The sequence below is a fragment of the Haemophilus paraphrohaemolyticus genome (genome assembly GCF_002015045.1).
Taxonomy (GTDB): Bacteria; Pseudomonadota; Gammaproteobacteria; order Enterobacterales; family Pasteurellaceae; genus Haemophilus_A; species Haemophilus_A paraphrohaemolyticus.
This window is the reverse complement of sequence record NZ_MUXX01000003.1, coordinates 55,034-79,532: the sequence shown is the minus strand read 5'-3', so window position 1 is coordinate 79,532 and position 24,499 is coordinate 55,034. Positions and strand designations below refer to the sequence as shown.

27 protein-coding genes and 1 pseudogene are annotated in these 24,499 nt (G+C 35.6%); 10 read left to right on the top strand and 18 right to left on the bottom strand.

Annotated elements, in window-relative coordinates:
• Nucleotides 1-34: 34 nt before the first annotated feature.
• The 7 genes from B0184_RS02655 to B0184_RS02625 are packed head-to-tail and all read right to left on the bottom strand — an operon-like array spanning nt 35 to nt 6,810.
• Nucleotides 35-1,534, bottom strand: a complete 1,500-nt coding sequence (locus B0184_RS02655; RefSeq protein WP_005709556.1) for a helix-hairpin-helix domain-containing protein — start codon at nt 1,532-1,534, stop codon at nt 35-37.
• Nucleotides 1,534-3,084 (bottom strand): PP2C family serine/threonine-protein phosphatase, encoded by a 1,551-nt coding sequence (locus B0184_RS02650; RefSeq protein WP_005709424.1) that lies wholly within the window; start codon nt 3,082-3,084, stop codon nt 1,534-1,536. The genes B0184_RS02655 and B0184_RS02650 overlap by 1 nt, the downstream gene beginning before the upstream one ends.
• Nucleotides 3,085-3,086: 2 nt before the next feature.
• Complete coding sequence (locus B0184_RS02645; protein ID WP_005709527.1) at nt 3,087-4,124, bottom strand: TerY-C metal binding domain-containing protein; 1,038 nt, start codon at nt 4,122-4,124, stop codon at nt 3,087-3,089.
• Between the two features lie 8 nt (nt 4,125-4,132).
• Nucleotides 4,133-4,768: a vWA domain-containing protein gene (locus tag B0184_RS02640; protein ID WP_005709454.1), complete on the bottom strand. Its 636-nt coding sequence runs from the start codon at nt 4,766-4,768 to the stop codon at nt 4,133-4,135.
• A gap of 18 nt (nt 4,769-4,786) precedes the next feature.
• The gene (locus B0184_RS02635) at nt 4,787-5,425 is read right to left on the bottom strand and encodes a vWA domain-containing protein (protein WP_005709530.1); all 639 of its coding nucleotides are present in this window, start codon (nt 5,423-5,425) and stop codon (nt 4,787-4,789) included.
• Between the two features lie 9 nt (nt 5,426-5,434).
• On the bottom strand, nt 5,435-5,803 hold the full coding sequence (locus B0184_RS02630) for a hypothetical protein (protein ID WP_039851547.1): 369 nt from the start codon (nt 5,801-5,803) through the stop codon (nt 5,435-5,437).
• 5 nt (nt 5,804-5,808) lie between these two features.
• A complete protein-coding gene (locus B0184_RS02625; RefSeq protein WP_005709553.1) occupies nt 5,809-6,810 on the bottom strand; it encodes a TerC/Alx family metal homeostasis membrane protein in 1,002 nt (333 codons plus the stop codon).
• Nucleotides 6,811-6,910: 100 nt separating this feature from the next.
• On the opposite strand from B0184_RS02625, the gene B0184_RS02620 reads away from it, so the two are divergent.
• The 10 genes and pseudogenes from B0184_RS02620 to B0184_RS02575 form a co-directional block, all read left to right on the top strand.
• Nucleotides 6,911-7,273: a transcriptional regulator gene (locus B0184_RS02620; protein WP_005709442.1), complete on the top strand. Its 363-nt coding sequence runs from the start codon at nt 6,911-6,913 to the stop codon at nt 7,271-7,273.
• Between the two features lie 99 nt (nt 7,274-7,372).
• The gene (yceD, locus tag B0184_RS02615) at nt 7,373-7,897 is read left to right on the top strand and encodes a 23S rRNA accumulation protein YceD (protein ID WP_039851545.1); all 525 of its coding nucleotides are present in this window, start codon (nt 7,373-7,375) and stop codon (nt 7,895-7,897) included.
• Between the two features lie 16 nt (nt 7,898-7,913).
• On the top strand, nt 7,914-8,084 hold the full coding sequence (rpmF, locus tag B0184_RS02610) for a 50S ribosomal protein L32 (RefSeq protein ID WP_005598552.1): 171 nt from the start codon (nt 7,914-7,916) through the stop codon (nt 8,082-8,084).
• An 18-nt stretch (nt 8,085-8,102) separates the two neighbouring features.
• Nucleotides 8,103-9,128, top strand: a complete 1,026-nt coding sequence (plsX, locus tag B0184_RS02605) for a phosphate acyltransferase PlsX (RefSeq protein WP_005709491.1) — start codon at nt 8,103-8,105, stop codon at nt 9,126-9,128.
• Between the two features lie 109 nt (nt 9,129-9,237).
• Nucleotides 9,238-10,188 (top strand): beta-ketoacyl-ACP synthase III, encoded by a 951-nt coding sequence (locus B0184_RS02600; protein ID WP_005709456.1) that lies wholly within the window; start codon nt 9,238-9,240, stop codon nt 10,186-10,188.
• 149 nt (nt 10,189-10,337) lie between these two features.
• Nucleotides 10,338-11,087, top strand: a complete 750-nt coding sequence (gene trmB / locus B0184_RS02595) for a tRNA (guanosine(46)-N7)-methyltransferase TrmB (protein WP_005709540.1) — start codon at nt 10,338-10,340, stop codon at nt 11,085-11,087.
• A gap of 102 nt (nt 11,088-11,189) precedes the next feature.
• On the top strand, nt 11,190-11,531 hold the full coding sequence (locus B0184_RS02590; protein WP_005709545.1) for a YggL family protein: 342 nt from the start codon (nt 11,190-11,192) through the stop codon (nt 11,529-11,531).
• A gap of 96 nt (nt 11,532-11,627) precedes the next feature.
• Entirely contained in the window at nt 11,628-12,164 is a 537-nt protein-coding gene (locus B0184_RS02585; RefSeq protein WP_005709451.1) for a YggT family protein, read from the top strand.
• Nucleotides 12,164-12,460, top strand: a complete 297-nt coding sequence (gene yggU, locus B0184_RS02580) for a DUF167 family protein YggU (protein WP_005709538.1) — start codon at nt 12,164-12,166, stop codon at nt 12,458-12,460. Before B0184_RS02585 ends, yggU begins: the two co-directional genes overlap by 1 nt.
• Before the next feature lie 29 nt (nt 12,461-12,489).
• A pseudogene (locus B0184_RS02575) lies at nt 12,490-12,978 on the top strand (O-antigen ligase family protein); the annotation flags it as partial.
• Nucleotides 12,979-12,989: 11 nt separating this feature from the next.
• On the opposite strand, the gene rfbC reads toward B0184_RS02575, so the two are convergent.
• The 11 genes from rfbC to cps2T all read right to left on the bottom strand — a co-directional run bounded on the left by rfbC (nt 12,990) and on the right by cps2T (nt 24,485).
• On the bottom strand, nt 12,990-13,553 hold the full coding sequence (gene rfbC, locus B0184_RS02570) for a dTDP-4-dehydrorhamnose 3,5-epimerase (protein ID WP_005709447.1): 564 nt from the start codon (nt 13,551-13,553) through the stop codon (nt 12,990-12,992).
• Between the two features lie 2 nt (nt 13,554-13,555).
• The gene (gene rfbD, locus B0184_RS02565) at nt 13,556-14,434 is read right to left on the bottom strand and encodes a dTDP-4-dehydrorhamnose reductase (protein WP_005709411.1); all 879 of its coding nucleotides are present in this window, start codon (nt 14,432-14,434) and stop codon (nt 13,556-13,558) included.
• Nucleotide 14,435: 1 nt separating this feature from the next.
• Nucleotides 14,436-15,308: a glucose-1-phosphate thymidylyltransferase RfbA gene (gene rfbA / locus B0184_RS02560; RefSeq protein WP_005709495.1), complete on the bottom strand. Its 873-nt coding sequence runs from the start codon at nt 15,306-15,308 to the stop codon at nt 14,436-14,438.
• 76 nt (nt 15,309-15,384) lie between these two features.
• Entirely contained in the window at nt 15,385-16,446 is a 1,062-nt protein-coding gene (rffG, locus tag B0184_RS02555) for a dTDP-glucose 4,6-dehydratase (protein WP_005709516.1), read from the bottom strand.
• A gap of 22 nt (nt 16,447-16,468) precedes the next feature.
• Entirely contained in the window at nt 16,469-17,779 is a 1,311-nt protein-coding gene (locus B0184_RS02550; RefSeq protein WP_005709437.1) for a sugar transferase, read from the bottom strand.
• A gap of 65 nt (nt 17,780-17,844) precedes the next feature.
• Nucleotides 17,845-18,987, bottom strand: a complete 1,143-nt coding sequence (locus B0184_RS02545; protein ID WP_157779387.1) for an O-antigen ligase family protein — start codon at nt 18,985-18,987, stop codon at nt 17,845-17,847.
• Between the two features lie 204 nt (nt 18,988-19,191).
• On the bottom strand, nt 19,192-20,073 hold the full coding sequence (locus B0184_RS02540; RefSeq protein WP_005709401.1) for a glycosyltransferase: 882 nt from the start codon (nt 20,071-20,073) through the stop codon (nt 19,192-19,194).
• Between the two features lies 1 nt (nt 20,074).
• Nucleotides 20,075-21,073 (bottom strand): stealth family protein, encoded by a 999-nt coding sequence (locus B0184_RS02535; protein WP_005709389.1) that lies wholly within the window; start codon nt 21,071-21,073, stop codon nt 20,075-20,077.
• On the bottom strand, nt 21,073-22,173 hold the full coding sequence (gene wecB, locus B0184_RS02530) for a non-hydrolyzing UDP-N-acetylglucosamine 2-epimerase (RefSeq protein WP_005709483.1): 1,101 nt from the start codon (nt 22,171-22,173) through the stop codon (nt 21,073-21,075). The genes B0184_RS02535 and wecB overlap by 1 nt, the downstream gene beginning before the upstream one ends.
• Before the next feature lie 16 nt (nt 22,174-22,189).
• On the bottom strand, nt 22,190-23,305 hold the full coding sequence (locus tag B0184_RS02525; protein ID WP_005709440.1) for a glycosyltransferase: 1,116 nt from the start codon (nt 23,303-23,305) through the stop codon (nt 22,190-22,192).
• 7 nt (nt 23,306-23,312) lie between these two features.
• Nucleotides 23,313-24,485, bottom strand: coding sequence for a beta 1-4 rhamnosyltransferase Cps2T (gene cps2T / locus B0184_RS02520; RefSeq protein ID WP_039851544.1), 1,173 nt, complete (start codon nt 24,483-24,485; stop codon nt 23,313-23,315).
• Nucleotides 24,486-24,499 lie beyond the last annotated feature (14 nt).

Here is a 24,499-nt window from a genome sequence, read left to right as displayed (position 1 = left end):
TATAATTCTCCAGTTGTTATTAGGTTAATAAATCTTATGCACCAGTCATTTGAACAACGATAAGCCGTCCGCCTTCGCCTTTTTTCAAAAGAATTTTGGCACCTTCTTCGAGTTTCACTTTTCCACCAATAGGAATAGATTGTTTAGTATTGACATCTACCATATCAGTCAGATTTTCGTTCACAAGCCACCAATTTCCTTGATATAACACGAAATATCCAATGCGTTTTGCATCTTCCACTTTTAATTTCTCATTCGGGAAAATACGATTATCTGAATGCCATTTGAAAAGTGATTGTCCGCTGTAGACCATAATTCTGTGATTATCAGGACGATAACTACCATTTGGTGCAGCAGAATATAAATTTAACACGGGCAATTTACCTTGATGTGCTGTGCCACAAAACGGACATTTAGGAGATTTAGAATTATCAAAAGCATACCATTTCTGTTCACAATTAGCGCCTTGACAAGGCTGAAGCAAATCTACTGTTTTTACTAATGCCTGTTCCCATTCATCTGCTGTCGGACGAGCAATAGGATTATGCAAGCCGTCAATAAAGGCGCGTTTAAATAATTCGCTTAAATAAGGTCCAGTAATGGAATAAGGCATTTTTTGTGTGTCTTTCCAAGGCAGTTCGCTAGGTTTAACATTCCCTACTTTTATACGATTAGAATGATCGGTTGGGTGTTCAATGAATAACGCCTGTTCTCCCATTCCTAATTCTTCATCACGCTGGCTATCATTCATATCAAAAACCTTATCACCTCGAAGTGGATGGCGATAAAGTAAATACATATAAATTAACACTGCTAACGCGTGTAAATCCGTAGTTCGGCTAGGTAACTTACGCTTAGGATCGTTTTTATCTAAATGTTGTGTTGCCACTACTTCAGGTGCAATAAAATCAGGTGTTCCCACAACAGTTGGCGGATGTTTCCCTGGCACTACTAAACCGTCAATATCAATCAAGCTCGCTTGACCCGTTGTTGGGTCGATTAAACAGTTTTTGTAACCTAAGTCACTATGACTTAATCCAGCCATATGCATACGGCGAACGGCACGGGCCAGCATCAAGCAGACTTTCAAATGCAACATCCAATCGCCTAACTCTCTTGGGTCAAGGAATTTATTTCGATTAGAAGCACTAGCAAACCATTTACCGTCTTTATCTTTGCCTTTAATGCCTAACATATCGTTATTACGGCTACCATATTGGAAGAAAAAGCAATCACGATAAAAAGGGCTAACCACACCGAGCTTGCCTTGATATTCCACTACAGCGGTAGGCCAACAGAATAATTTTTTAAGATATTCGCCACCTTCTTGATTAAAGATCTTTTCGCGGTAAGTTCCTGTTATCATTTCTAACCGCTCTTTCGTGGCAAGATCAGCAGGTTCACGGAAGAATGCAACAACATAATCTTTATTAGGTGAGAACATCACATCTTTCATTCCGCCTTGGGCTTTGATTTCATCAACAAATTGAATAGTTTCACCATTTGTTGCAGTGAGCGTGATAACTTTACCCATTATTCAGTTCCTTTTTGAAGTGGTATGTCACTTGCTTTCTGGAGCGTGATTGTTTTTGTTTCATTGTTCTGAGTAATGTTGATAGTTCTGACTTTTTCATTAGCAAATTCTTGATTATTTTCAGCCGCTTGTAGAACTATCTCATTCACTATTGTTGATTCTTCCTTCAAGATTTCATTGCTCATTGATGTATAAGTCATTCCCTGCCATTCTGACTGCGGAATAAACATCGCTAAAGTGCGATCATCGTGCTCTCCTTTTGAGAAGAAATCTAGCCATTCCTCTAAGGCTTTTTCTGGTTGTTCTTTTTGTAATGGTTCACGTAATTCTTGCCAAAAGATTTGCCAAGCCTCAAAGGTGTTAAGCTGTACATCACTATGAAATTTAGGATCGGAAACGCCATCTGTCATTAATATCAGGATTGGAGGATAATCACGAATATCTGTATAAATACGTGCGGTGATTTTTTCCGCATTGGCTTCAGCTAAGGTTAAAAATTGGGTTTCACCTGAATATTGTCCTGAGTCAACTTCACCCAATAATTTGATTTTTTGTATAGCGGGATCAAAGATTGCAGCTGCACCATCTCCCACCCAATAACAAGCAGTGAACCATTTTCCATCGATTAAAGGTAATGTAAACGCCAGCAGTAATGTGCAAGAAAGTGATTTCTGTTCAATAACATAATCTTTTGCCGCTGTTTCTTGGGCAAGATAAGCGGCTTGAACCGCTTCTTTAAACATCACTTTGGTAATATAAGCGAGTTCTTGTTCGTTTTTTTGGGAAAGTTTTTGGTAGTCTTTACCTTCAATATTCAGTAACTCAAAAAATTTATCTTTTGCGGCCTCTACAGCTAGTTTTGAGCCTTGACGAGAAAATTCTGCACTTCCAGCACCGTCGGCAACAGCAATGAAATGAAATTTTGATTTCTCGTGATAGCCGATAGTAAAATCATCATCACAGCATGTTCCTTTCATTGCGTGAGTACGTCCGCGCATACGTGCTGCGATTAATTGTCCTAAGTCTGTGGAAATCTGGCTACTTGCACTATCTGGTTTCCAAAAACGGCTATTTTTATCGGAAGGAATGTTCTTCCATAAATATTTTGGATTAGGATTGATAAAAAGGGTTGAGTGTACTGTATTACCGTCAGTAAGTTGAAAAGTCAGTAAAAATTCACCGCTCTTTATCGGTACACCATCTAATGCTTGCGCTTCTACATTCCAAGCTAATCCAAGGTCCTCTTCGACTTTTAGAGATTGAATTGTAGGGAAATCATTGGTTTTTTGGTAAAAATAAGGTTCATCTTGTTTTGCATTTGGCAATGTAATGATGAGATCTTTTTTATATACTGGTGTTGTTTCTGTTGGTTGAATGATCAACATATTATTTTCCAATGATGTTATGTTTTTAGCTTCCTGAAAACGTTGCCATATTTCACAAATATGGGATATTAATGTCTGATTTTGACTGGCAAAGGCATCAAGATATTTTTCATCAGCCTGATTTAACCAAGATTTTATTTTTTCTAATTGTTCGGTTGCATTCATCCCTAGCCCCTTGCACGCGTAATATCAAAATCAGCACCGTCGGCTTCATCATTAAAATACAAGGTTTCATTACAACCAGGGCAGACGACTTCTTTTTCGCCGTTAGCACAGAAAATTTGCCCACAGTTGCACATACACAAACCAAAAGCAGCTCCACAATGGGGGCAACCGCCACCACCCCATAATTGTGAGGTAGAAATTTTGCTGTAATTTGGGCGATGATCAGACCAATCTACGTAATCTTTTTCAGCAGGGTAAACACCAACATATTGAAAAATCGCATTATCAAGCGGACTGTTTTCAAGCCGTTCATATTTCATTAAATAAGGCAATTTCACCTTGCTACATTTACCTACGATGATTGCATAATTTTCATCTAAAGCGACCGCTTGCTCTTTTTCTTTAATCAAAGAAATCGCACCACTTTCTAAAATTTCTTTATTCAGTGATATAGGCAATTCCACACCCAGCGAGCGACTTTGACTTAGAATGGAATCCGCAACAGATTCACATAAAGCACGGTAAACTTTTTCTATATCTTCATCATCTAGTCGATAGGTTAAATCACTAATTGCACTTAATGTATCAAGGTTGGCAAATTTACCAATGCCAATATTGATTAGCTTCGCCTTATTTTGAAAATGGTATTTCCAGCGAGAAATAGCTTGTGTAGGATCATCTGTTGGCGAACCGTCTGACATAATGTAAATCAATGGTTTCCAATCCCCCTTTTTCTCTGGCGTACTACGCACAATATCTTTTTCTAAAGAATTCATTAAATGATTCAGTGCTGCACCAATAGATGTTCCAGAACCAATCGGCAAACGAGGTGGGTAAAAACTCATTAATTCCGTTAATGGTGCAAGCGTACCAGCCGCCCCAGCAAATGCGATCACAGAAAGATAAACAGATTCTAACGCGTAAGGATCACGGCGAAGTTGATTAACCAAGCGACTAATGCCTTCTTGCATTTGACGAAGATTTTCGCCAGCCATACTTTCGGAGATATCAACAACAAGATAAACAGGTAAACGACGCATAATTTCTCCTAAAATACAACAGTGATTTCATCAGGTGGAGGAGGGAGATCATTGCTTGTTGAGCCCATACTGACGCTGGTTTGAGCAACTGAAGCAGAAACCCATTGGAAGAACTGTGCAAAGCTATTTGCATCCATTGTATCGAGTGATACCACGGTATCCGTTAATTTTTTTAAGATGTTTGGATCCGCTTTTGGACCTGCTGCACAAGCGACAATGTTGCCAAAATTTAAGGCTTTAATTTGTGGAATGGCGAGTTCATAAGCTAATGTATCGGAAGGTTTTCCGTCTGTGAGTAAAATTAAAATCGGTCGCCAATCGCCTTTTTGTTCAGATGTAGCAAGAATACGATCTTTTTTAACCGCTTGTGAGATTTCTTCTAACATTTTGCCAAGAAAGGTTGCCCCACTATCAGGGCAACTAATGGTCGGCAATACCACATCTTCAAGTGCGGTTAATGGCAGCACATTTTTTATTTGCGTATCAAATGTTGAAATGGAGAGATACACACTTTCTAATGCATAAGGATTTTGTCGTAAGGCGGAAAGCAGTGATTGCAAACCAACATTCACTGCTTCGATTGGCTCTCCTTTCATCGAGCCTGATGTATCAATACAAATATAAGTGAGTAGTCTTCTAGACATATCTACTAACCACCTAAATTATAAAACAATATTTAATTCTGCTGGTGGTGGAGGAAGTTCACCTAATCCGCCTACATCTTTTTTGTTGAGATCTACTTTTTGACTTGATACAGAAATAGAAGCAGATACCCATTTAAAGAAGGCTTTAATAGAGTTAGCATCTGCGGTATCTAATGATACTACACTTTCTGTAATTTGTTTTAATACATTGGTATCTGCTCCAGCACCTGCCGCACAAGCCACAAAGGTGCCAGTTTTCACGGTTCTCAATGCATTAATTCCCTTTTGTAGATCGTCTGTTGGCACACCATCAGAAAGTAAAAAAACAACTGGTTTCCAGTCACCTTTTACTTCGGCTGAGCCTTTTTGTACTTCACGGTTGATACAATCTGTTAATAATGAGAGTGCTTCGCCCATTGATGTTAAGCCTGATGCTTCAATAGTTGGAAGCTGAAAACTCATTAGCTCCGTTAGTGGTGTAACTTGTTTGGCTTTGCTATCAAAAGTAATCACAGATAGATAAGCCGTTTCTAATGCGTAAGGATCTTGACGTAATGCAGAAACTAGCATTTGTAAACCATTACGCACAGATTCAATAGCCTCGCCCATCATTGAGCCAGAAGTGTCGACTAATAAATAAACAGGTAAACGACGCATAAATTTCTCCTAATAACAATTTTGTGTTGGTATCCCATTTTTACGATTTAGTTCCATTGCAGCTTCACAAGCAGAACGTGATTGTTTTCCTGCGCAATTTTGATTAAACCAATTTATCATTTGTGAATGTTGAGCTATTTTTTGGTTATAAGCATTTACTGATGCACTCGAATATTGATCAACATAAGTATTTTGAAGTGAATCACCTAACCATTTTGATTGGTTATAGATTTCAACACATTTCTCCATTTGTTCATCACTAATAACCGGAACATGCCCCCTCGTAGAAGATGTTGGTGGGGCAACATAATATTGATTAGCCATTGTATTAATGGAAATTAAACCGATTGAAAGTAGTATTAATTTTTTAGTAACCATATAGATTATTCCTGTTCTTTGTCAGGGAAAATAAATGAAGCAATAACTCCTATTAGCAAAACACCTAATACAATATAAAGACTTACGTTTGCTGGAATATGAATACCTGTATCAAATACCGCATGATTCCAAGATTGAATTCCCATTTTGATACCAATAAAGAACAATAAGGCAATGACAGCTTTTTCGAGGTGAACAAGATATTTTGTGAGTGCAGCAAGAATAAAATAGAGACTACGTAATCCTAGAATCGCGAAAATCATTGCAGCATAAACGAGTAATGGTTCTTGAGTAACAGCAATAACAGCAGGTACTGAGTCAAAGGCAAATGCTACATCAGATGTTTCAATAGCCATTAAACATAAAAATGCAGGCGTTGCGTAACGAAAACCTTGACGAGTAACGGAAACTATTTGATCTGCATTTAATTCGTTATTTTTTACAAAGAATTTTTCTTGCACTAGTTTTGGGAAAACAGGCATTATTTTCCCTACCAAACGAACACTCCAGTGATGAGTATAGTCTTCGATTTCTTCTTCATTATCATCTCCGCCTCGTAACATTTTCCAACCACTCCAAAGTACAAATGCAGCAAAGATAAATCCAATCCAAGGACTGGCGGCAAATAATCCTGTTCCAATCACAACGAAAATAGCTCGGAAAATCAATGCGCCTAAGATTCCCCAATAAAGAATACGGTGTTGAAGGTGATCTTTGATACCAAAAGATGTAAAGATCGCAACAAATACCATCAAGTTATCAATGGATAAACTTTTTTCAAGTACATAACCGGCAAGATAGAGATCTGCCCATTCCGGCTCAAAGCGGAAATAAAGATAAAAGTAGAACGATAATGCCAATGAAATCCAAAAAATTGACCAAAGCGCGGCATTTTTTACGGTAATTTCTTTACTATGTCGGTGAGAAACTAAGTCAATATAAATTGAGAATAAAATTGCACAGAAGAAAACAACCAAAACCTCGAAAGGAAATCCAAAATGATGCATAGATGAAACCTAAAATGAAAATATATAAACCAATACAGTTTATATAAAAACCTAAATGGTTTACAAGATCTTTTTGGATTTCGTCATAATTATTTTCATTATGAAAATATTAAGTGAAAAAGAAAAATTTAGTGCACGTTTAAAACTAGCTCTTTCAGCAATGGCTATGCATAATTTAAAGACAAGTGAAATAGCAACTAAATTTAATCTACGACATCCTAATGAACCAGTAACACAGCAAGCTGTGCATAAATGGCTAAATGGATTGGCGATACCCTCAATGGATAAAATAGAAACATTGTCAGAATGGTTGTTAGTTAAACCAGAATGGTTAAGATATGGTGTAGGTGATGAAACTCAGAAAACAATGTTAGATGAAGTTCTATTAAACATGATCGTAAATCTGTCTGAACAGCAGAAATCTGCTTTAATAACATTTATTAGTTCTTTTCAAATAAAATAGAAACTACCCTGTTAGTAGAGCATCTTTTAGTCTATTTTTGTTAAAAAAGCCGATTTTCCTTTTGACTATTTGACGTTCTATCTGTAATATATCGACCCTATGCAAAAGGTAAAACTACCCCTAACAATTGACCCATATAAAGACGCTCAGCGTCGAATGGATTACCAAGGCTACTTTCCGAAGAACCTTTTGATCCGTTTGGGTGAATCTGTTGGTCACGTGCTAAGCGATGCACAAGTTACTCTCTCGTTATATGTTGATCCTCAAAAACTCGTGGTGATTAAAGGCACGGTGACAGTTGATGTGGAGCTTGACTGCCAACGTTGTGGTAACCCATTTACGCAAACGCTCGACTGCACATTTTGTTTCAGTCCAGTGTCAAATATGGATCAGGCGGACGATTTGCCCGAAATTTATGAGCCGATTGAAACCAATGAGTTTGGCGAAGTAAATTTACTAGATATGATTGAAGATGAGTTTATCATTGAATTGCCTCTAGTCCCGATGCATGATGCTGCACACTGTGAAGTGTCCACGCAGGAACAGGTTTTTGGCGAATTGCCTGAAGAACTGGCGAAAAAACCGAACCCGTTCGCTGTATTAGCTAATTTAAAAAAGAACTAACTTAGGAGTATAGCCAATGGCTGTTCAACAAAATAAAAAATCTCGTTCACGTCGTGATATGCGTCGTTCACACGATGCATTAACAACTGCTGCAGTATCAGTAGATAAAACAACGGGTGAAACTCACTTACGTCACCACGTTACTGCTGACGGTTACTACCGTGGTCGTAAAGTAATCAACAAGTAATTCCTTTAGAGGTTTAACTTGAATCATCTAACTCTTGCGTTAGATGTGATGGGCGGGGACTTTGGTCCCCGTATTACTATGCCCGCCGTACAAAAAGCACTGGAATCCAATCCAAGGCTTACTTTTCTTTTATTTGGTGATCAGCAACAAATTGCTCCAATTCTGCAAACTTTTCCTGAAACACTGCAATCTCGCATTCAATTTCAGCATACAGACAAAACCATTGATTCTGAAGTCCCTTTTTCAGTGGCGATGCGTCAAAGCAAAAACAGTTCTATGCGTTTAGCTATTGAAGCGGTTGCTAATGGGCAAGCTGATGGCTGTGTAAGTGGTGGTAATACAGGTGCTCTACTTGGTTTGGCAAAATTATTGATTGCTCCTCTGCCGAATATTGATCGCCCAGCACTCACTTCGCTTATTCCAACCATGAATGGTAAATCTACCGTGATGCTCGATTTAGGGGCGAATGTCGAGGTTAATCAAAAGCAACTTTTGCAATTTGCTGAAATGGGCAATATTTTTGCCCAAACCATTTTAGGCTTGGTTTATCCTCGTCTCGCCTTGCTTAACATTGGCACGGAAGAGAGCAAAGGTACGCAAGTATTGCGAGACGTAAACAAGATTCTGCACAGACGTTATGACATCAACTATCGCGGATTTATTGAAAGCGATAAGCTGATGAATTATTTGGCGGATGTGATTGTTTGCGATGGTTTTAGCGGCAATATGGCGTTGAAAGCATTGGAAGGTGCCGCGAAAAATATCATCTCTTTGCATAAAGAAAAAGAGGGTTCGCCTCTCTGTTCGTTGGTCAAAAATTTCTTTATGAAGGCGTTTTTGTATCGTTACTATCGCAAGTTACAAGAAATCAATCCAGATAGACACAACGGGGCGACTTTGCTTGGCTTATCAAAAGTAGTGGTAAAAAGTCATGGTGGAGCGAGTGCTAATGCTTTTTTCTATGCGATTGAGTATGCCATTCAGCAGATTGAGCACAAAATCCCTGAACGTATTCAGCAAAAATTGGTGAGTTTAGCTCATTGATTTGCAAAACTTTCCCTAAAATCGTCCGCTTGTTTTCCTATAAATTTTGGCTATTTCAGGCTATAATAGTCAAATTTTCCATAATTAAAAATATCGTTGAGAACAAAATATGAACAGCAAAATTTTAGCGACAGGGAGTTATTTACCTAAGCAAGTTCGAACTAATGCTGATTTAGAAAAGATGGTGGATACTTCAGATGAGTGGATTGTTACCCGTTCAGGAATGAAAGAACGCCGTATCGCTGCCGCAGATGAAACAGTGGCAACAATGGGTTTTGAAGCGGCGAAACAATGTTTGGCTCAAGCCAATTTAGATCCACAAGAGATCGATTTAATTGTGGTTGGCACAACCAGCAACTCACATGCTTACCCAAGTGCTGCTTGCCAAATCCAAGGCTTGCTTGGCATTGACGATGCGATTTCATTTGATGTCGCAGCCGCTTGCACAGGTTTTGTGTATGCATTAAGCGTCGCCGATCAATTCGTCCGCACAGGCAAAGTGAAAAAGGCGTTAGTGGTGGGAGCTGACCTCAACTCTCGCAAATTAGACGAAACTGACCGCAGCACAGTGGTGCTTTTCGGTGATGGTGCAGGTGCAGTCATTTTAGAGGCAAGCGAAGAACAAGGCATTATCTCGACCCATTTACATGCTTCAGCTGACACTAAAGAATCGCTTGTGTTACCAAATGCTGAACGTGGTGAGGCGAATTCAGGATTTATCTCGATGCAAGGCAACGCAACTTTCAAACTCGCGGTGCGTGAACTTTCAAACGTAGTGGAAGAAACATTACGCGAAAATAATTTAGATAAAAGCGAATTAGATTGGCTTGTGCCTCACCAAGCGAATTTACGCATCATTACCGCAACCGCAGAAAAATTAGAGATGTCGTTAGACCAAGTGGTGGTTACGGTGGATCGCTACGGCAACACCAGTGCGGCAACCATTCCTGTGGCATTAGATGAAGCCGTGCGCGATGGACGTATTCAACGTGGACAACTATTATTGCTCGAAGCTTTCGGCGGTGGCTGGACTTGGGGTTCGGCATTAGTGCGGTTTTAATAATTTTTGTAGGGTGTGAACAACGTTCATGTACGCAAGCGGTTGATTCTGGTTATTTTCTTGCAATCGTGCGTGAATTTTTCAAATTCACACACCCTACGATATATAAAAAGTACTGAATTTTCAGTGCTTTTTTATTGAGTATAAACATGTCAGAAAAAATTACTTTTGCAGATAAAAAACGTAAAACCGTTGAGCAAGCGGAATTTACCGAAGATGGCCGATACTTACGTAAAGTGCGTAGTTTTGTGTTACGCACAGGGCGTTTGAGCGACTATCAACGCGATATGATGAACAATAACTGGGCAAATCTCGGCTTAGATTATCAAAATACCCCGTTCGATTTCCAAGCTATTTTCGGCAACAGTAACCCCGTTATTCTCGAAATCGGCTTCGGAATGGGGCGTTCATTAGTCGAAATGGCAGAGCAAAATCCAGATCGCAACTACATAGGAATTGAAGTTCACACACCTGGAGTGGGGGCTTGTATTGCCTATGCGTTAGAAAAAGGCGTGAAAAACTTGCGTGTAATTTGCCACGATGCCACCGAAATCCTACGTGATAGCATCGCAGATGGTGCACTTGGCGGCTTGCAACTTTATTTCCCTGATCCGTGGCAGAAAGCAAAGCACCACAAGCGCCGCATCGTGCAACCCGCTTTCATTACTCGCGTTTTAACCAAACTTCGTCCGAATAGTTTTATCCATTTTGCAACGGACTGGGAAAACTACGCAGAACATATGCTTGAAGTTTTACGCCAATTTGAAAATGAATTAGAGAACACTTCGGCAACGAATGATTTTATTCCTCGCCCTGATTTCCGTCCATTGACTAAATTCGAAGAGCGCGGACATCGCCTCGGTCACGGTGTTTGGGATTTATATTTCCTAAAAAAATAATAAACAAGCGGTGAAAAAGGCTTGAAAAATCGCAAAATGTAACCATCTTTTGCCCATTCAAGTTTCACCAATTTCAAACGAATACACCATAAGGAGAAAAATATGGCTATTCAACGTAACGCGCGTCAGCGTAAAAAAATGCACTTAGCAGAATTCCAAGAATTGGGCTTTTTAGTAAAATTTAACTTTGCGGAAGGCACTGGTATTGACCAAATTGATGCAATAGTTGATCGTTTTATCGATGAAGTGATCAAAGCAAACTGTCTTGCTTATGAAGGCAACGGCTACCTCGCTTGGGAAGGTTTAGTGTGCTTAGAAAAAATTGGGAAATGTGATGAATCACACCGCCAATTAGTAAAAACTTGGTTAGAAAATAATGGCTTACAAAATGTACAAGTAAGTGAATTATTCGATATTTGGTGGGATTTCCCAGCAGAAGCTTAATTAAGTATTTTCATCTCAAGCGGTCAATTTTTGCAAAAGTTTTACAGAAATTGACCGCTTACTTATATCAAGAACTAAAAAATAAAAGGAAATAAAATGGAAATAATCGGTTCAATTTTGTCGGTCATTATCGGCTTTTTTACCTTTATTTTAATTCTGCGCTCCTGGCTAGAATTTTGCCGAGTCGATCCTCGAATGCCACTTTCACAATCATTATTGAGAATGAGTGAACCCGTGCTTGCTCCAATCAAAAAAGTCATCCCAACCCGCAAAGGCATTAACTTCGCAGCAATTTTATTGGCGGTAGTATTACTGATGGCGGAAAAATGGATTGTTTTCGGTTTATCTGTTCCGCTTGCTGTATTAGCGGGTGTATTAGGCGTGGTTAAAACCTTCGGGCAAATTCTTTTCTTTACCACCTTGATCCGAGCGTTAATGAGCTGGGTAACTCAAGGCAACCACCCGCTTGATTATATGGTGGCACAAATTACCGAACCCGTTTTAGGCATTATCCGCCGTATCTTACCTCGCACGGGAATGTTAGATTTCTCTGTAATGGTTCTTGGCTTTGTGTTAATTTTGCTTAACAACGTATTCTATAAGATCTTCAGCGTATTGTGGGCAATTGCGTAATGCGAGCCGTCGAAAAAGTAGAAAATCCTGATGGCATTCGGTTGCGCATTTTCCTGCAACCGAAAGCCAGCCGAGATCAAATTATCGGCTTACATGATGGTGAGTTAAAAATCGCCATCACATCCCCGCCCGTGGATGGTGCGGCAAATGCTCATCTGCTTAAATATCTCAGCAAATTGTTTAAAGTCCCGAAAAGTAGCATCGTACTAGAAAAAGGTGAGTTGCAACGGCATAAGCAGATTTTTGTGCCAAGCCCGAAGCTGATACCGAAGGAGATTGAGGAATTTTTGGCATAGTAGACAAAATAGTTGCTATAAAACAGTTTGAAAAACGATATAATGCAGAAAAATCAGATATTGTTAGCTATTTAGAAAAAAACAATAGAAATACCTCATTAGGTGCCAGATTTGACATGTGGGAAAATGCCTTAATTGCTATAAAGGAAGCGCCTATCTTTGGCCATGGGAGTAATGGATACGAGGAGTTTAGACATAAACAAGTAAAGTCTAAACAAATGGCTGAAACCACTTTAAATTTTGGAAGTTTACATAATCAATATTTAGAATCTTGGGTGAAACGTGGTTTAGTTGGATTTATAGCATTAATCCTGATTATTCTAACTCCAATATTTTTCTTTATTAAAAATTTAAACACCCCAAATTTAGAAATAAAATGCATTGCTATTTTAGGTGTTACACATATTATTTCCCACCTATTCTTTTTTACAAGCCAATCATTCTTAACTCACAATTCAGGTAGTATATTTTATTTTTTCACTTGTATTATATTTTATAACTTAGTAAGGAAAACATAATTGCATTAACGTCATTTTGAAAAATTATCTAGGTATATAAATTTTACAGAATCCAGTAATGTTTTTCCGGCTAAATCTTTCATTGATAGGCTAGGTTCACCTTTTAATGGCCATTCAATACCAACTGCTTCATCATTCCAAATAAGAGAGTGTTCTGCTTTTGGATTATAGTAATCAGTGCATTTATAAGTAAATTCAGCCTCATCTGTTAATACATAAAAACCGTGAGCAAAGCCTTCTGGCACCCATAATTGACGTTTGTTTTCAGCAGATAAAATTTCACCCACCCATTGCCCAAAAGTTGGAGAGCCTTCACGCATATCCACAGCCACATCAAATACAGCACCTGAAACAACACGCACTAATTTACCTTGCGTGTTTTCAGTTTGGTAATGTAACCCACGCAATACGCCTTTAACTGATTTTGAATGGTTTTCTTGTACAAAAATACGGTCTGCAACATTTTTTTTAAACCATTCATCACGGAAGGTTTCCATAAAGAATCCGCGTTCGTCGCCAAATACTTGTGGCTCTAATAATTTTACTTCGGGGATTTTGGTATCAATAACTTTCATTTTTACTCCGCATATGCTTGAATATTTTTCAATGCTTTTTTCCAATCGCTTGGTTGAATGCCAAACACTTGTTGGATTTTAGTTAAATCTAAGCAAGAATTGGCAGGTCGTTTGGCTGGTGTTGGGTAATCTGCTGTGGTAATAGCATTCACGAGCGGTGATTTTTCTAACACATTTTGCGAAACCGCTTCATCAAAAATGGCTTTTGCAAAATCACACCAGCTTATATAAGGTTCACCTGTGAAATGGTAAATGCCATATTGAACATCTTCGCCAGCAATAATTTTTTCTGCAATTTGAATTAAGCTTGCTGCAATATCACCTGAATAGGTAGGTCCGCCAATTTGGTCTGCTACGACCCCTAATGTATCGCGAGTTTTTGCCAAACGTAACATCGTTTTCACGAAGTTATTGCCGTGTTCACCAAATACCCAAGCAGTGCGTAATACGATAAATTTATCGTTTGAGTTTGCAACGGCTTGTTCGCCTGCAAGTTTAGTTTTGCCGTAAACCCCCTGCGGTTCCGTTGCGTCTGTTTCTTTATATTTGCCTTCTCGCTGTCCATCAAAAACGTAGTCAGTTGAGATATGTAAAATAGCTGCCCCCACATTTTTTGCAGCTTCTGCCAAGTATTGTGGACCTTTTACATTAATGGCTTCAGAAAGCTCTATTTCTGTTTCTGCGCGATCCACTGCGGTGTGTGCAGCGGCATTGATAATTACATCTGGACGGAAATTTTCAACTGCATTTTTTACCACACTTTGATCGGTAATATCAAGCTCATCACGGTCAACTGCTAAAATTTCGTGTTTACCTTGTAATTGCTGCGTTAAACAGTAACCGACTTGCCCTTTGGCCCCCGTAATCAAAAACTTCGCCATTTTATTTGCCCTCTTTGATTAAATGAAGGAGGTATTGACCATATTCGTTTTTCGCCATTGGTTTTGCCAATGCTTCGACTTGTTCATAGGTTAACCAGCCGTTACGCCATGCAATTTCTTCTAAACAAGCGACTTGCAAGCCTTGTACATTTTCAATGGTACGCACGAAAGAAGCAGCTTCGTGTAAACTCTCATGTGTACCCGTATCTAACCACGCAAAACCACGTCCAAGTAATTGCACGTTTAACGAACCGTCTTTTAGATACATTTCATTTAATGTGGTAATTTCTAATTCACCACGCGCCGATGGTTTGACTTGTTTTGCAAAATCCACTACGCGGTTATCATAGAAATATAAACCTGTTACGGCATAGTTAGATTTTGGTTGAATTGGTTTTTCTTCGATTGAAACGGCTTTGAAGTTTTCATCAAATTCAACAACACCAAAACGCTCAGGATCTTTTACAAGATACCCGAATACTGTTGCACCCTGAGGTTGTGCAACTGCTTCTTGCAACATTTGAGAGAAATGCTGACCGTAGAAAATGTTGTCTCCCAATACCAAACAGCAGCTATCGCCGTTGATAAATTCTTCGCCGATGAGAAACGCTTGTGCTAAACCATCTGGGCTTGGTTGAATAGCATATTGTAAATTTACGCCAAAATCACGACCATCGCCTAACAAGCGTTTAAAACTTTCGTTATCTTCTGGTGTTGTGATGATAAGAATGTCACGAATACCCGCTAGCATCAAAACAGAAAGCGGATAATAAATCATAGGCTTGTCATAAACAGGCAGAAGCTGTTTAGATACGCCACGCGTAATAGGATAAAGGCGAGTTCCAGAACCGCCTGCGAGGATAATGCCTTTCATAGAGATCCTTTTTAAAGTGCGGTTAGTTTTTGCTCTGTTTTTGCCAAAAAGTACTAAAACCTAACCGCTTGTAAAATTATTGACTACCCAAACGCTCACGGTTATAAGAACCATCTAACACGCGACTCCACCATTTTTTGTTGTTTAGATACCATTCCACGGTTTTGCGAATACCAGATTCAAAGGTTTCTTGTGGTTTCCAGCCTAATTCACGACCGATTTTAGCGGCATCAATCGCATAGCGCACATCGTGACCTGGGCGATCTTTCACATAAGTGATTAAATCTTCATATTTCGTTACATCTGCTGGTTTATTTGGCACTAGCTCTTCTAATAAGGCACAGATAGTGCGAACGACATCAATGTTAGCTTTTTCATTGTGCCCACCGATGTTATAGGTTTCACCTACTTCACCTTCTGTAACCACTTTATATAACGCACGTGCGTGATCTTCAACGAATAGCCAATCGCGAATTTGTTGACCGTTACCATATACAGGAAGCGGTTTACCATCTAACGCATTTAAGATCATTAGTGGGATCAATTTTTCTGGGAAGTGGAATGGACCATAGTTGTTTGAACAGTTGGTCACAATCGTTGGCAAGCCATAAGTACGCAACCACGCACGAACTAAATGATCGCTTGAGGCTTTTGAAGCTGAATAAGGGCTGCTTGGTGCGTAAGAGGTGGTTTCAGTAAAGAGATCATCTGTCCCTTCTAAATCACCATACACTTCATCGGTTGAAATGTGGTGGAAACGGAATGCAGGTTTTTTCTCATCGCTTAAGGTATTCCAATAAGCACGAGCCGCTTCTAATAAAGTATAAGTGCCAACGATATTGGTCTCAATAAACGCCGCAGGCCCATCAATAGAACGGTCAACGTGGCTTTCTGCCGCTAAGTGCATAACTGCATCAGGTTGGTGTTGTTCAAAGACACGAGCAAGTGCTTTTGCATCACAAATATCCACTTGTTCAAAAGCGTAGCGTGGATTATTTTCTACAGATTCGAGAGATTCTAAATTCCCTGCATAGGTTAATTTATCTACGTTAACTACGCTATCCTGTGTGTTTGCAATAATATGGCGAACAACTGCAGAGCCGATAAAGCCTGCCCCGCCTGTGACTAAAATTTTCATAAAATAATTTATCCTTATATTATTAACGTGCTCCACCACGCCCTAAAACAGTACCAATTGTTTTTAATAGAATAACAATGTCATTCCATAAAGACCAATTCTTCATATACCAAATATCCATTTCAACACGGTTATCAAAATCAACATCACTTCGACCGCTGACTTGCCATATTCCAGTAATACCTGGTTTTACTGCAAGCACAAGATGAGATTTCTGACCAATATCTTCTTTTTCAGTTACCATATAAGGACGAGGTCCAACTAAGCTCATTTCGCCTTTTAACACATTAATGAGCTGTGGCAATTCATCTAAAGAGGTTTTTCTGAGAATATTTCCGATTCTTGTAACCCGAGGATCATTGATGTATTTATGATATTTATCATAATATTCTTTTTCTTCTGGGTGTTCTTTAAGCCATGCTTCCATAAATGAGTGATCAGTATACATGGAACGGAATTTATAACAAGTAAAGACTTTTCCGTTTTTACCTAATCTTTCCTGCTTAAATAAAACACCTCCATTTGGGTCTTCTTTCTTTATAATTCCTGCAATAATAAGTAATACAGGTAGCCAAATTGGCATTGACATTATAACAAGTGTGTAATCTAAAAACATTTTACAAACCTGATTACGTTTAACTAACAGTTCATTTTCTAAAGTAAAAATATTAGTTCTAGAGTTGAACATGTTATAAATATAGGAATTGGAAAAGTCATACCCATTTAAAACAGGAGTAAAAACAATTTCTCTACTATTTCTTAGATTGCTTTCTATAATTTTATCTAATTTCTCTTTCCCTATTGTTTGACCATCTATGAATATTATTCCTCGTTGTAATCCAGTTGCTCGAACATATCCTAAATATGGATCGTCAAATAATTGGCTCTTAAAATCTACATTTTCACTGATAACTGTTGCTATTTTTTTCCATACATCAAATCTAAAAAGAAGTCTTTTAATATAAAACTTTGAAATAGGTAAGATTAAAGCTGATATAATGAAGATAAATAACAAACCAGTTCTAGAATAAAAATTAGTATTTTGTTCCAGTGCTAGATTAGCAAAAATAATAATAAAAGAAAGAATTGAGGATCTGATTATTATTTTGGTCTCGTGCCAGAAGTCAAAACGTTTTGTATAAACACCTTCAAAAGCAAGAATAGCTATCAAAATAATATATATATTCAAGAATGTTATATAAGAATAATTAACATTGGGAAGATCAAAAAAAACATTTAGAAGCTTCCTGATTGATATAGCTAATAGTATAGATATAAAAATAAAAAATATATCAGATAAAAGCAATAAAATAATATGTAAATTTCTTCTCATTATATAATTCTCATCTCAAGCAATAGGTTGGAACTAATGTATCTATTTTAACAATTAAAAATGACCTATTTACTAGTCTGTTTAGACATACCATATACCATAAATATAACCATATAGTAAAATATATTATTTAGCAAATAAAACTGATTAGGATTAGCATTTGATACGATGATATTAACTATAAAGAGAAAAAGTGCTAATACCCTATAATTTAAACTTAAATAGTTACTGATTAATATTTTATATAATGGATATAGGTTAATAAAAACAAATACCAAAAAAGATATTACACCTTGTTCGGCTAATACGTTTAGATATTGAGAATGTATATACAGATCAATTACATCATATGTATAATACATATAAGCTCTCCACTGACCTAAACCTATTCCCCATATAGGATGTTTTAAAACAGCATTATCAAAAACCTCTGCAAATTGGACTATTCTAGATGATTCAGTATTTCCTCTATTTATAAATAATTCCTCATAAACACTATATCCAAAAAGGTAAGTCGCTATACTAATAATAGTTATTAGCATAATTCCAATATATATGTTTCTCTTCTTAATTTTAAAATCAAACTTGAAAGCTTTATAAATAGAAAATAATATAAAAACTATTACCAAAGCTAGCATTGCAACCCTTGTTTGAGATAATGCAATAGCAATTACTGAAAGTATACAGGCAACTAAAGATATTCTATCCTTTGATTTAATAAAATTAAAACAACAAATTGTAAATAGTAATGCTCCTAAATTACCAGCAGCATTATTGGAGCCTATGATTCCTATAGCTCTATAACTATTAGTTCCGCCAACTGTATATAAGATAGAACCATCCCAATAATTAAATAACAAACTCTTTTTTGTAATAATCTGCATAATAGAGATTATTCCATTATATATAGCAGTATAATTGATAAATGAAAGAAACTTGTTTACGAAATAAGTATCATAAGCTACATTAAATGCAATAAAATAACATAAAAAAATAGATAATAAAATTGAATAACTTCCAACATATTTTGGTAAATCGATTATTAGATCTAATGTGTATAACTGGTATAATGGATAGATCACTAGTAGAAAAATTACAAAATACAAAAAGTCTTTTTTTATATTTTTTATCATGAGAAAATATACTAGAATAGAGAGTAATGCTATTGCTGTACTATCTACACTAAATTTTGATGCTAACCCAGCCATATAGTATTCTGAATCAGAAAATGGCACTAAGAAATTAAAGCAGGAGATAATGGGGATTATAAGTAATATGTTATTCTTTTTCTTATAAAAGAATAAGTAAAGAAGAATTATAAATATAAAAAATAGGAATACTATTAGAGCTTTCATTTTATCAGTCTTATACTAGTTATTTATGAATAATATTTTTATAAGATTATATAGTATTTATCTTCTTAAAATCTTCCATTTTATATGTCCTAGAGCAATCTTAGAACCATTTATAAATTCAACTAAAAATAAGAAAGGGATAAGTATGCTAGAGTAATAAGTTGATATTAAATACTTCCTAGAAGTAAATCTAATTCCTAGCATTTTCATTTTATTTAATAATGTTTTATTTTTATCTTTCGAGAAATTATGATTATGATAATAATATTGATCTAAAATAACTGCTGCTTTATAACCATATTTTCTTAGCTTTATGCCCAAAATATTTTCTTCGTTATATAAGAAAACATTTTCGTCAAAATAGCCTACTTGCTTAAAGATATCTTCTTTTATCATAAAAAAACAGCCTACAATACATTCCGTTAGGCCAATGTTATCCTTAATTACAGTTAATTGTGTTATCTTCTTAGGTAAAAACAATGCTCTATCTAAAACAACATCCTTCCAATTTGGTATATTCCACGCTGATTTTTCTAGAGAAAATGTTTTATTTTCGATAGTACAGCCTCCAACTAAAGCTATATCGTCATTCTCTTTAAGAACTTTCTTTAACTCTGTTAGATTAGAAATATTAGGTAAGAAGATATCAGGGTTTAATATGGCGATATATTTACTTTGATATTTATTTTTAGAATAAATTATGCCATAGTTGTTCCCGTAACTATAACCGCCGTTTCTATCTGTTTGTATCAAATCAATTAGATTATTATCTAGTTCTACTGAGAAATAAGTTTTAAGTTCTATAAATGAGTTATCAGTAGAACAATTATCAACAATAATTATTCTAAAATCTGATTTAAATGATAAGAGATTTTTAACGCATTTTTTTGTATCAAAAAAACTATTATAATTAAGGATTATTATAGATAAATCATTCATATTATTTCTCAAATAAAGATTTAATGTTATATTTTTTTTCGAATTCTTTTATTAGGTTTTCCTTAGCAGAATCGAAATTAGGAAGATCATTCCCATCGTTCAAACATATTAATTTATGCTTTGAGTTCCTAATATCTAATAGAATATTAAATAGTTCATCTGAAATATCATAATATCTACCAAAATTAATATTTCTAGGTGAAAAGAAACCTTCAGATAATTGCCAGTAACGTATTAACCAGTGATTAACATTCGTTTTTTCTCTAAATTTAGTTTCAAATGTCTTATTAAACTGTTCTTTCTCTAATTCAAATACTTTATTAAAATAATTTTTATCATAGGATACAGGAAGATGGGCATCATAATATCCTAATACGGGTTTCCAAGGCAATGTACATAAATTCTTAATTAAGTGCTTCCCGTAATAGAGATTAAAAAATTTCTTAAAGTTTTTCTTTAAGATTTCCCTTTGATTAAAGTATTTATTGATAATTTCTAGATTATTTAATACCGTTGAAGCGATTCCCCCAAATTTAGGTACTATAGGACTAAATATCCCTAAATCTTTGGGAAGTCCATTATTAGTAAAGAAATCTTCTGCTGTAACTTTGCTATTAATAAATGTATCATCATTAAACAATACAAATTTATCTGATAAATCTTTAATATTTAGTATATTTAATTCAATAACATTAGAATTAAACGTAGGCAGATATTGAGAATCTATATAATCAGAATGTTTAATATGAATTAACTTAGGATGTTCTAAATTCAACCAATCTGGAATATGTCCTTCTGTGATTAGAAAAATCTTATTGACCCAAGGAGCATACTTCTCAACCGCTCGGAACCAATATTTAAAAATATCCCAATCTCGAAATCGAGCATCAGAGTTTAGAGTTTTATTTATATTAAAAAAGTGTTTTTCTTTTTCAGATTTCCATTTAGGATCGTTACCATCAACCCAAGTTACAACAAAATCAATTTTATCGTTTTTCATTAATTTGTCTCTGATATAATTTTTGCAATTTTCTGACTTGCCGTGCCATCTCCGTAAGGATTGCTTGCTTGGCTCATTTTTACATACTCAGTTGAATTCGTTAGTAACAAAGTGAAATGTTTATAAATTGAACTTTCGTCCGTACCAACTAATTTTAATGTTCCTGCAGAAATACCTTCAGGGCGTTCAGTTGTATCACGCATAACCAACACTGGTTTTCCTAAAGAGGGAGCTTCTTCCTGTATTCCACCTGAATCGGTAAGAATAAGATAACTTTTATTCATAAAGTTATGAAAATCTAATACCTCTAAAGGTTCAATAATTTTGATATTAGTAGGATTATCTCCAAAAATATCATTGGCTATATTTCGTACTCTAGGATTCTTATGAATAGGATAGATCGCTTTTACATCAGGATTTTCATCAAGTACCCGTTTTATTGCACGAAACATATTTTCCATAGGAATACCTAAGTTTTCCCTCCTATGGGCAGTAATCAAAATTAATTTAGAATTATCTAGCCATTCAAATAGCGGGTGTTGATAGTCTTTTCTAACTGTAGTTTTTAAGGCATCTATTGCTGTATTACCAGTAACAAAAATTGTATTGGTGCTTACTCCTTCTGAAATTAAATTATTTTTAGCAATTTCAGTTGGTGCAAAATTATAATTAGCAATAATAGATACAGCTTGACGATTAAATTCCTCGGGGAATGGGCTTTGTAGATTATAAGTTCTTAACCCTGCTTCCACATGACCGATCTTAATTCCAAGATAAAATGCTGCTAGAGATGCAGCAAAAGTTGTTGTAGTATCACCATGAACAAGAATAATATCAGGTTTTTCTTGCTCTAAAATAGGTCTTAATTTATCTAAAATGCCAGTAGTAATGCTAAACAAGGTTTGGTTATCTTTCATAATAGATAGATCGTAATCAGGAACAATACCGAAAACGTCTAACACTTGTTCTAACATTTCTCTATGCTGTCCTGTGACACATACTTTAGTTTGTATATTCGGGTGTTTCTTTAATTCAATAGCTAAAGGACACATCTTTATTGCTTCTGGTCTAGTTCCAAATACTAGCATTACTTTCTTCATTTTATTTTTCCTAGTTTTATAGAATTTGTTGATATGCTTCTAATGTTTTTTCTGCAGCTTTCTTCCAAGTATATTCAGCAAAAATTTTATTCTGTAACTTATTATTTTTTTCTTTATTAAAAGCATTATCAACGGCTTCTTTTATACTACTTAAATCATCAGGTAAACAATAAAAAGCTTCATCTTCAAAATATTCTGTTGTAGTACCAATACTGCTTACAGCCAAATTACACCCCATGACAGCAGCTTCAATACTTACTAGCCCTGGTGTATCTAACCAGCTAGGTAATGCACTAACACGACAAACTTTAAATAAATCATATAATCTTTCATTATCTAATTTTTCAATGTAAGTATAGCGGTCATTTTTGTCTAAATACTTACGAATCTCTTCAAAATAAGATTTAAAGTTGTCTGAAACTTGCCCAACAAGAACTACTTTATAATCTGTATCTTCAAGTGCTTTAATGAGAGCTAATTGATTCTTCCTTGTTTCAATTCTCCCAACACATATGACTGCATCTCTGAATTTTTCAAAATCAGGATTGTTGGGTAAAGATAAATATTTTCTAGCTACTTCATCATCAATCGCATTGGGTACAACAATAAAATTATCTTTGTTTAATCCAAAAGTGTCGTTTAACTTAGCCATTTCTAAATAGGCATTCGGTAGAAAAATATTTGTATTATCAATGACAAATCGCTGCATTTTTGTATAGCCCGTAGTTAACAAAGCTTTACTTGCAGAATTCCATTTTGTATTGCCTTTTAGTAATCTAAGTAGTACTTTTAGGCGTTCAATATTATCTATTGATAAAAGTTTAGAAATTATCTTTCTAAGACCTTTCTGACCTCTTTTCTCAAAATCAGTCATAGGCCAAAAAATAGTAGATAAAGCAATTTTTTTATTTTGTCTTATTGCATTTTTAGCTTGAATAAAAGTTTCATGAATTCGTGTTATATTTGTTAGATGAACCAAATCGTAATCAGTAAGATCTGGCTCAAGTTCTAAACTAATATCCACATGAATACCTAATTTCTCAAGATTTTCTTTGGTCTTAAGAATTTGAACTGTATCTCCACCTGGCATAGTAAAGAAATTATCTCGACTTTGAATTAAAACTTTAATCATTTAACAATCAACCTTTAGTAAATAAATTTTCATATTCAGATACAATAAATTCCCAAGAATAATTCCCTAACACTCTTTCTTTAGCATTTTTTTCTAATAAAGATAGCTGATTATCTTCGAGCTTTTCAGAACTGTTAATAAGTTGGTTTAAGTTATCCTTATCCCAATATAAAGCACCATCTTCAGCTACTTCTCGGTTAAAACCTACATTTAATAATAAATTTAACTTAGTTGAAGATAATGCTTCAAGTAAAGATGGGTTTGTACCACCAACCTCATGCCCATGAAAATAGGCAAATGCATTTTCTCGAATATATTTTAATAATTCTTGATCGTAAACAGTACCAACAAATTTCACTCTGGAGTCTTGCTCAAAAGAAGTCTCTTTTTTTAGTTGTTCATAAAACTTATTATGTTCAACGTTAGTAATAAGTACGAAATCCTTCTGAGTATCTGATTTCATGAATTCTCTAATCATTGATTCATAGTTATTCTCAGGAACAAATCTACCCACAACAAGGTAATAATTATTTTCAGAAATATCTTTATTTTTAAACCATTCTCTAACATTTTCAGATAAGCTTGTTAGTTTTGAGTGCTCTGGGTCTGTACCGTATGCTATAAATGTTGTTTTAGGGTTATATTTTGAATACTCTGATTTAATATAAGATTCAATATTTTTGCTATCACAAACCAATAAATCTGCATGTTTTACCATTAAAGATTCAGAATATTTCCAATATTTTCTCACGGGATAGCTCCACTTAGCTCTTAACCATTCATGTCCATCTGGATTTACTAATAACTTACCACCAAGTTTACTAATTTGTTTTTTAAAATAGTGAATAAAAGGTCCTATTCTACAAGCTAATACATAGAAAATAGGATTTTTATCTCTCTTTTTTTTAGATAAATTTATAGCATATTTTAATGCAACGATATCATAATAAATTGCTTTAGCAGGACCAAGGCTAGGTACATTAATATTAAAACAAGTTGCGCCATTATATTCAAAAGTGCTTTCATTAAAATTAGACTTTCCAGAGTTTTCTGATGTACAAGCTATATAATACTTAATATCTTGATTTACTTGGTTAGAAACTAATTTATCCACAAAGGTTTCAAACCCACCATAATTTGCAGGAATCCCTTTAGAACCTATAATATACACTGATTGCATAAAACCGCCTAAAT

What these genes read in the sequence shown, in the direction of transcription:
- B0184_RS02655 (WP_005709556.1), bottom strand. Translation starts at nt 1,534, where the DNA reads ATGGGTAAAGTTATCACGCTCACTGCAACAAATGGTGAAACTATTCAA.
- B0184_RS02650 (WP_005709424.1), bottom strand. Translation starts at nt 3,084, where the DNA reads ATGAATGCAACCGAACAATTAGAAAAAATAAAATCTTGGTTAAATCAG.
- B0184_RS02645 (WP_005709527.1), bottom strand. Translation starts at nt 4,124, where the DNA reads ATGCGTCGTTTACCTGTTTATCTTGTTGTTGATATCTCCGAAAGTATG.
- B0184_RS02640 (WP_005709454.1), bottom strand. Translation starts at nt 4,768, where the DNA reads ATGTCTAGAAGACTACTCACTTATATTTGTATTGATACATCAGGCTCG.
- B0184_RS02635 (WP_005709530.1), bottom strand. Translation starts at nt 5,425, where the DNA reads ATGCGTCGTTTACCTGTTTATTTATTAGTCGACACTTCTGGCTCAATG.
- B0184_RS02630 (WP_039851547.1), bottom strand. Translation starts at nt 5,803, where the DNA reads ATGGTTACTAAAAAATTAATACTACTTTCAATCGGTTTAATTTCCATT.
- B0184_RS02625 (WP_005709553.1), bottom strand. Translation starts at nt 6,810, where the DNA reads ATGCATCATTTTGGATTTCCTTTCGAGGTTTTGGTTGTTTTCTTCTGT.
- B0184_RS02620 (WP_005709442.1), top strand. Translation starts at nt 6,911, where the DNA reads ATGAAAATATTAAGTGAAAAAGAAAAATTTAGTGCACGTTTAAAACTA.
- yceD (WP_039851545.1), top strand. Translation starts at nt 7,373, where the DNA reads ATGCAAAAGGTAAAACTACCCCTAACAATTGACCCATATAAAGACGCT.
- rpmF (WP_005598552.1), top strand. Translation starts at nt 7,914, where the DNA reads ATGGCTGTTCAACAAAATAAAAAATCTCGTTCACGTCGTGATATGCGT.
- B0184_RS02600 (WP_005709456.1), top strand. Translation starts at nt 9,238, where the DNA reads ATGAACAGCAAAATTTTAGCGACAGGGAGTTATTTACCTAAGCAAGTT.
- trmB (WP_005709540.1), top strand. Translation starts at nt 10,338, where the DNA reads ATGTCAGAAAAAATTACTTTTGCAGATAAAAAACGTAAAACCGTTGAG.
- B0184_RS02590 (WP_005709545.1), top strand. Translation starts at nt 11,190, where the DNA reads ATGGCTATTCAACGTAACGCGCGTCAGCGTAAAAAAATGCACTTAGCA.
- B0184_RS02585 (WP_005709451.1), top strand. Translation starts at nt 11,628, where the DNA reads ATGGAAATAATCGGTTCAATTTTGTCGGTCATTATCGGCTTTTTTACC.
- yggU (WP_005709538.1), top strand. Translation starts at nt 12,164, where the DNA reads ATGCGAGCCGTCGAAAAAGTAGAAAATCCTGATGGCATTCGGTTGCGC.
- rfbC (WP_005709447.1), bottom strand. Translation starts at nt 13,553, where the DNA reads ATGAAAGTTATTGATACCAAAATCCCCGAAGTAAAATTATTAGAGCCA.
- rfbD (WP_005709411.1), bottom strand. Translation starts at nt 14,434, where the DNA reads ATGGCGAAGTTTTTGATTACGGGGGCCAAAGGGCAAGTCGGTTACTGT.
- rfbA (WP_005709495.1), bottom strand. Translation starts at nt 15,308, where the DNA reads ATGAAAGGCATTATCCTCGCAGGCGGTTCTGGAACTCGCCTTTATCCT.
- rffG (WP_005709516.1), bottom strand. Translation starts at nt 16,446, where the DNA reads ATGAAAATTTTAGTCACAGGCGGGGCAGGCTTTATCGGCTCTGCAGTT.
- B0184_RS02550 (WP_005709437.1), bottom strand. Translation starts at nt 17,779, where the DNA reads ATGAGAAGAAATTTACATATTATTTTATTGCTTTTATCTGATATATTT.
- B0184_RS02545 (WP_157779387.1), bottom strand. Translation starts at nt 18,987, where the DNA reads ATGGCTGGGTTAGCATCAAAATTTAGTGTAGATAGTACAGCAATAGCA.
- B0184_RS02540 (WP_005709401.1), bottom strand. Translation starts at nt 20,073, where the DNA reads ATGAATGATTTATCTATAATAATCCTTAATTATAATAGTTTTTTTGAT.
- B0184_RS02535 (WP_005709389.1), bottom strand. Translation starts at nt 21,073, where the DNA reads ATGAAAAACGATAAAATTGATTTTGTTGTAACTTGGGTTGATGGTAAC.
- wecB (WP_005709483.1), bottom strand. Translation starts at nt 22,173, where the DNA reads ATGAAGAAAGTAATGCTAGTATTTGGAACTAGACCAGAAGCAATAAAG.
- B0184_RS02525 (WP_005709440.1), bottom strand. Translation starts at nt 23,305, where the DNA reads ATGATTAAAGTTTTAATTCAAAGTCGAGATAATTTCTTTACTATGCCA.
- cps2T (WP_039851544.1), bottom strand. Translation starts at nt 24,485, where the DNA reads ATGCAATCAGTGTATATTATAGGTTCTAAAGGGATTCCTGCAAATTAT.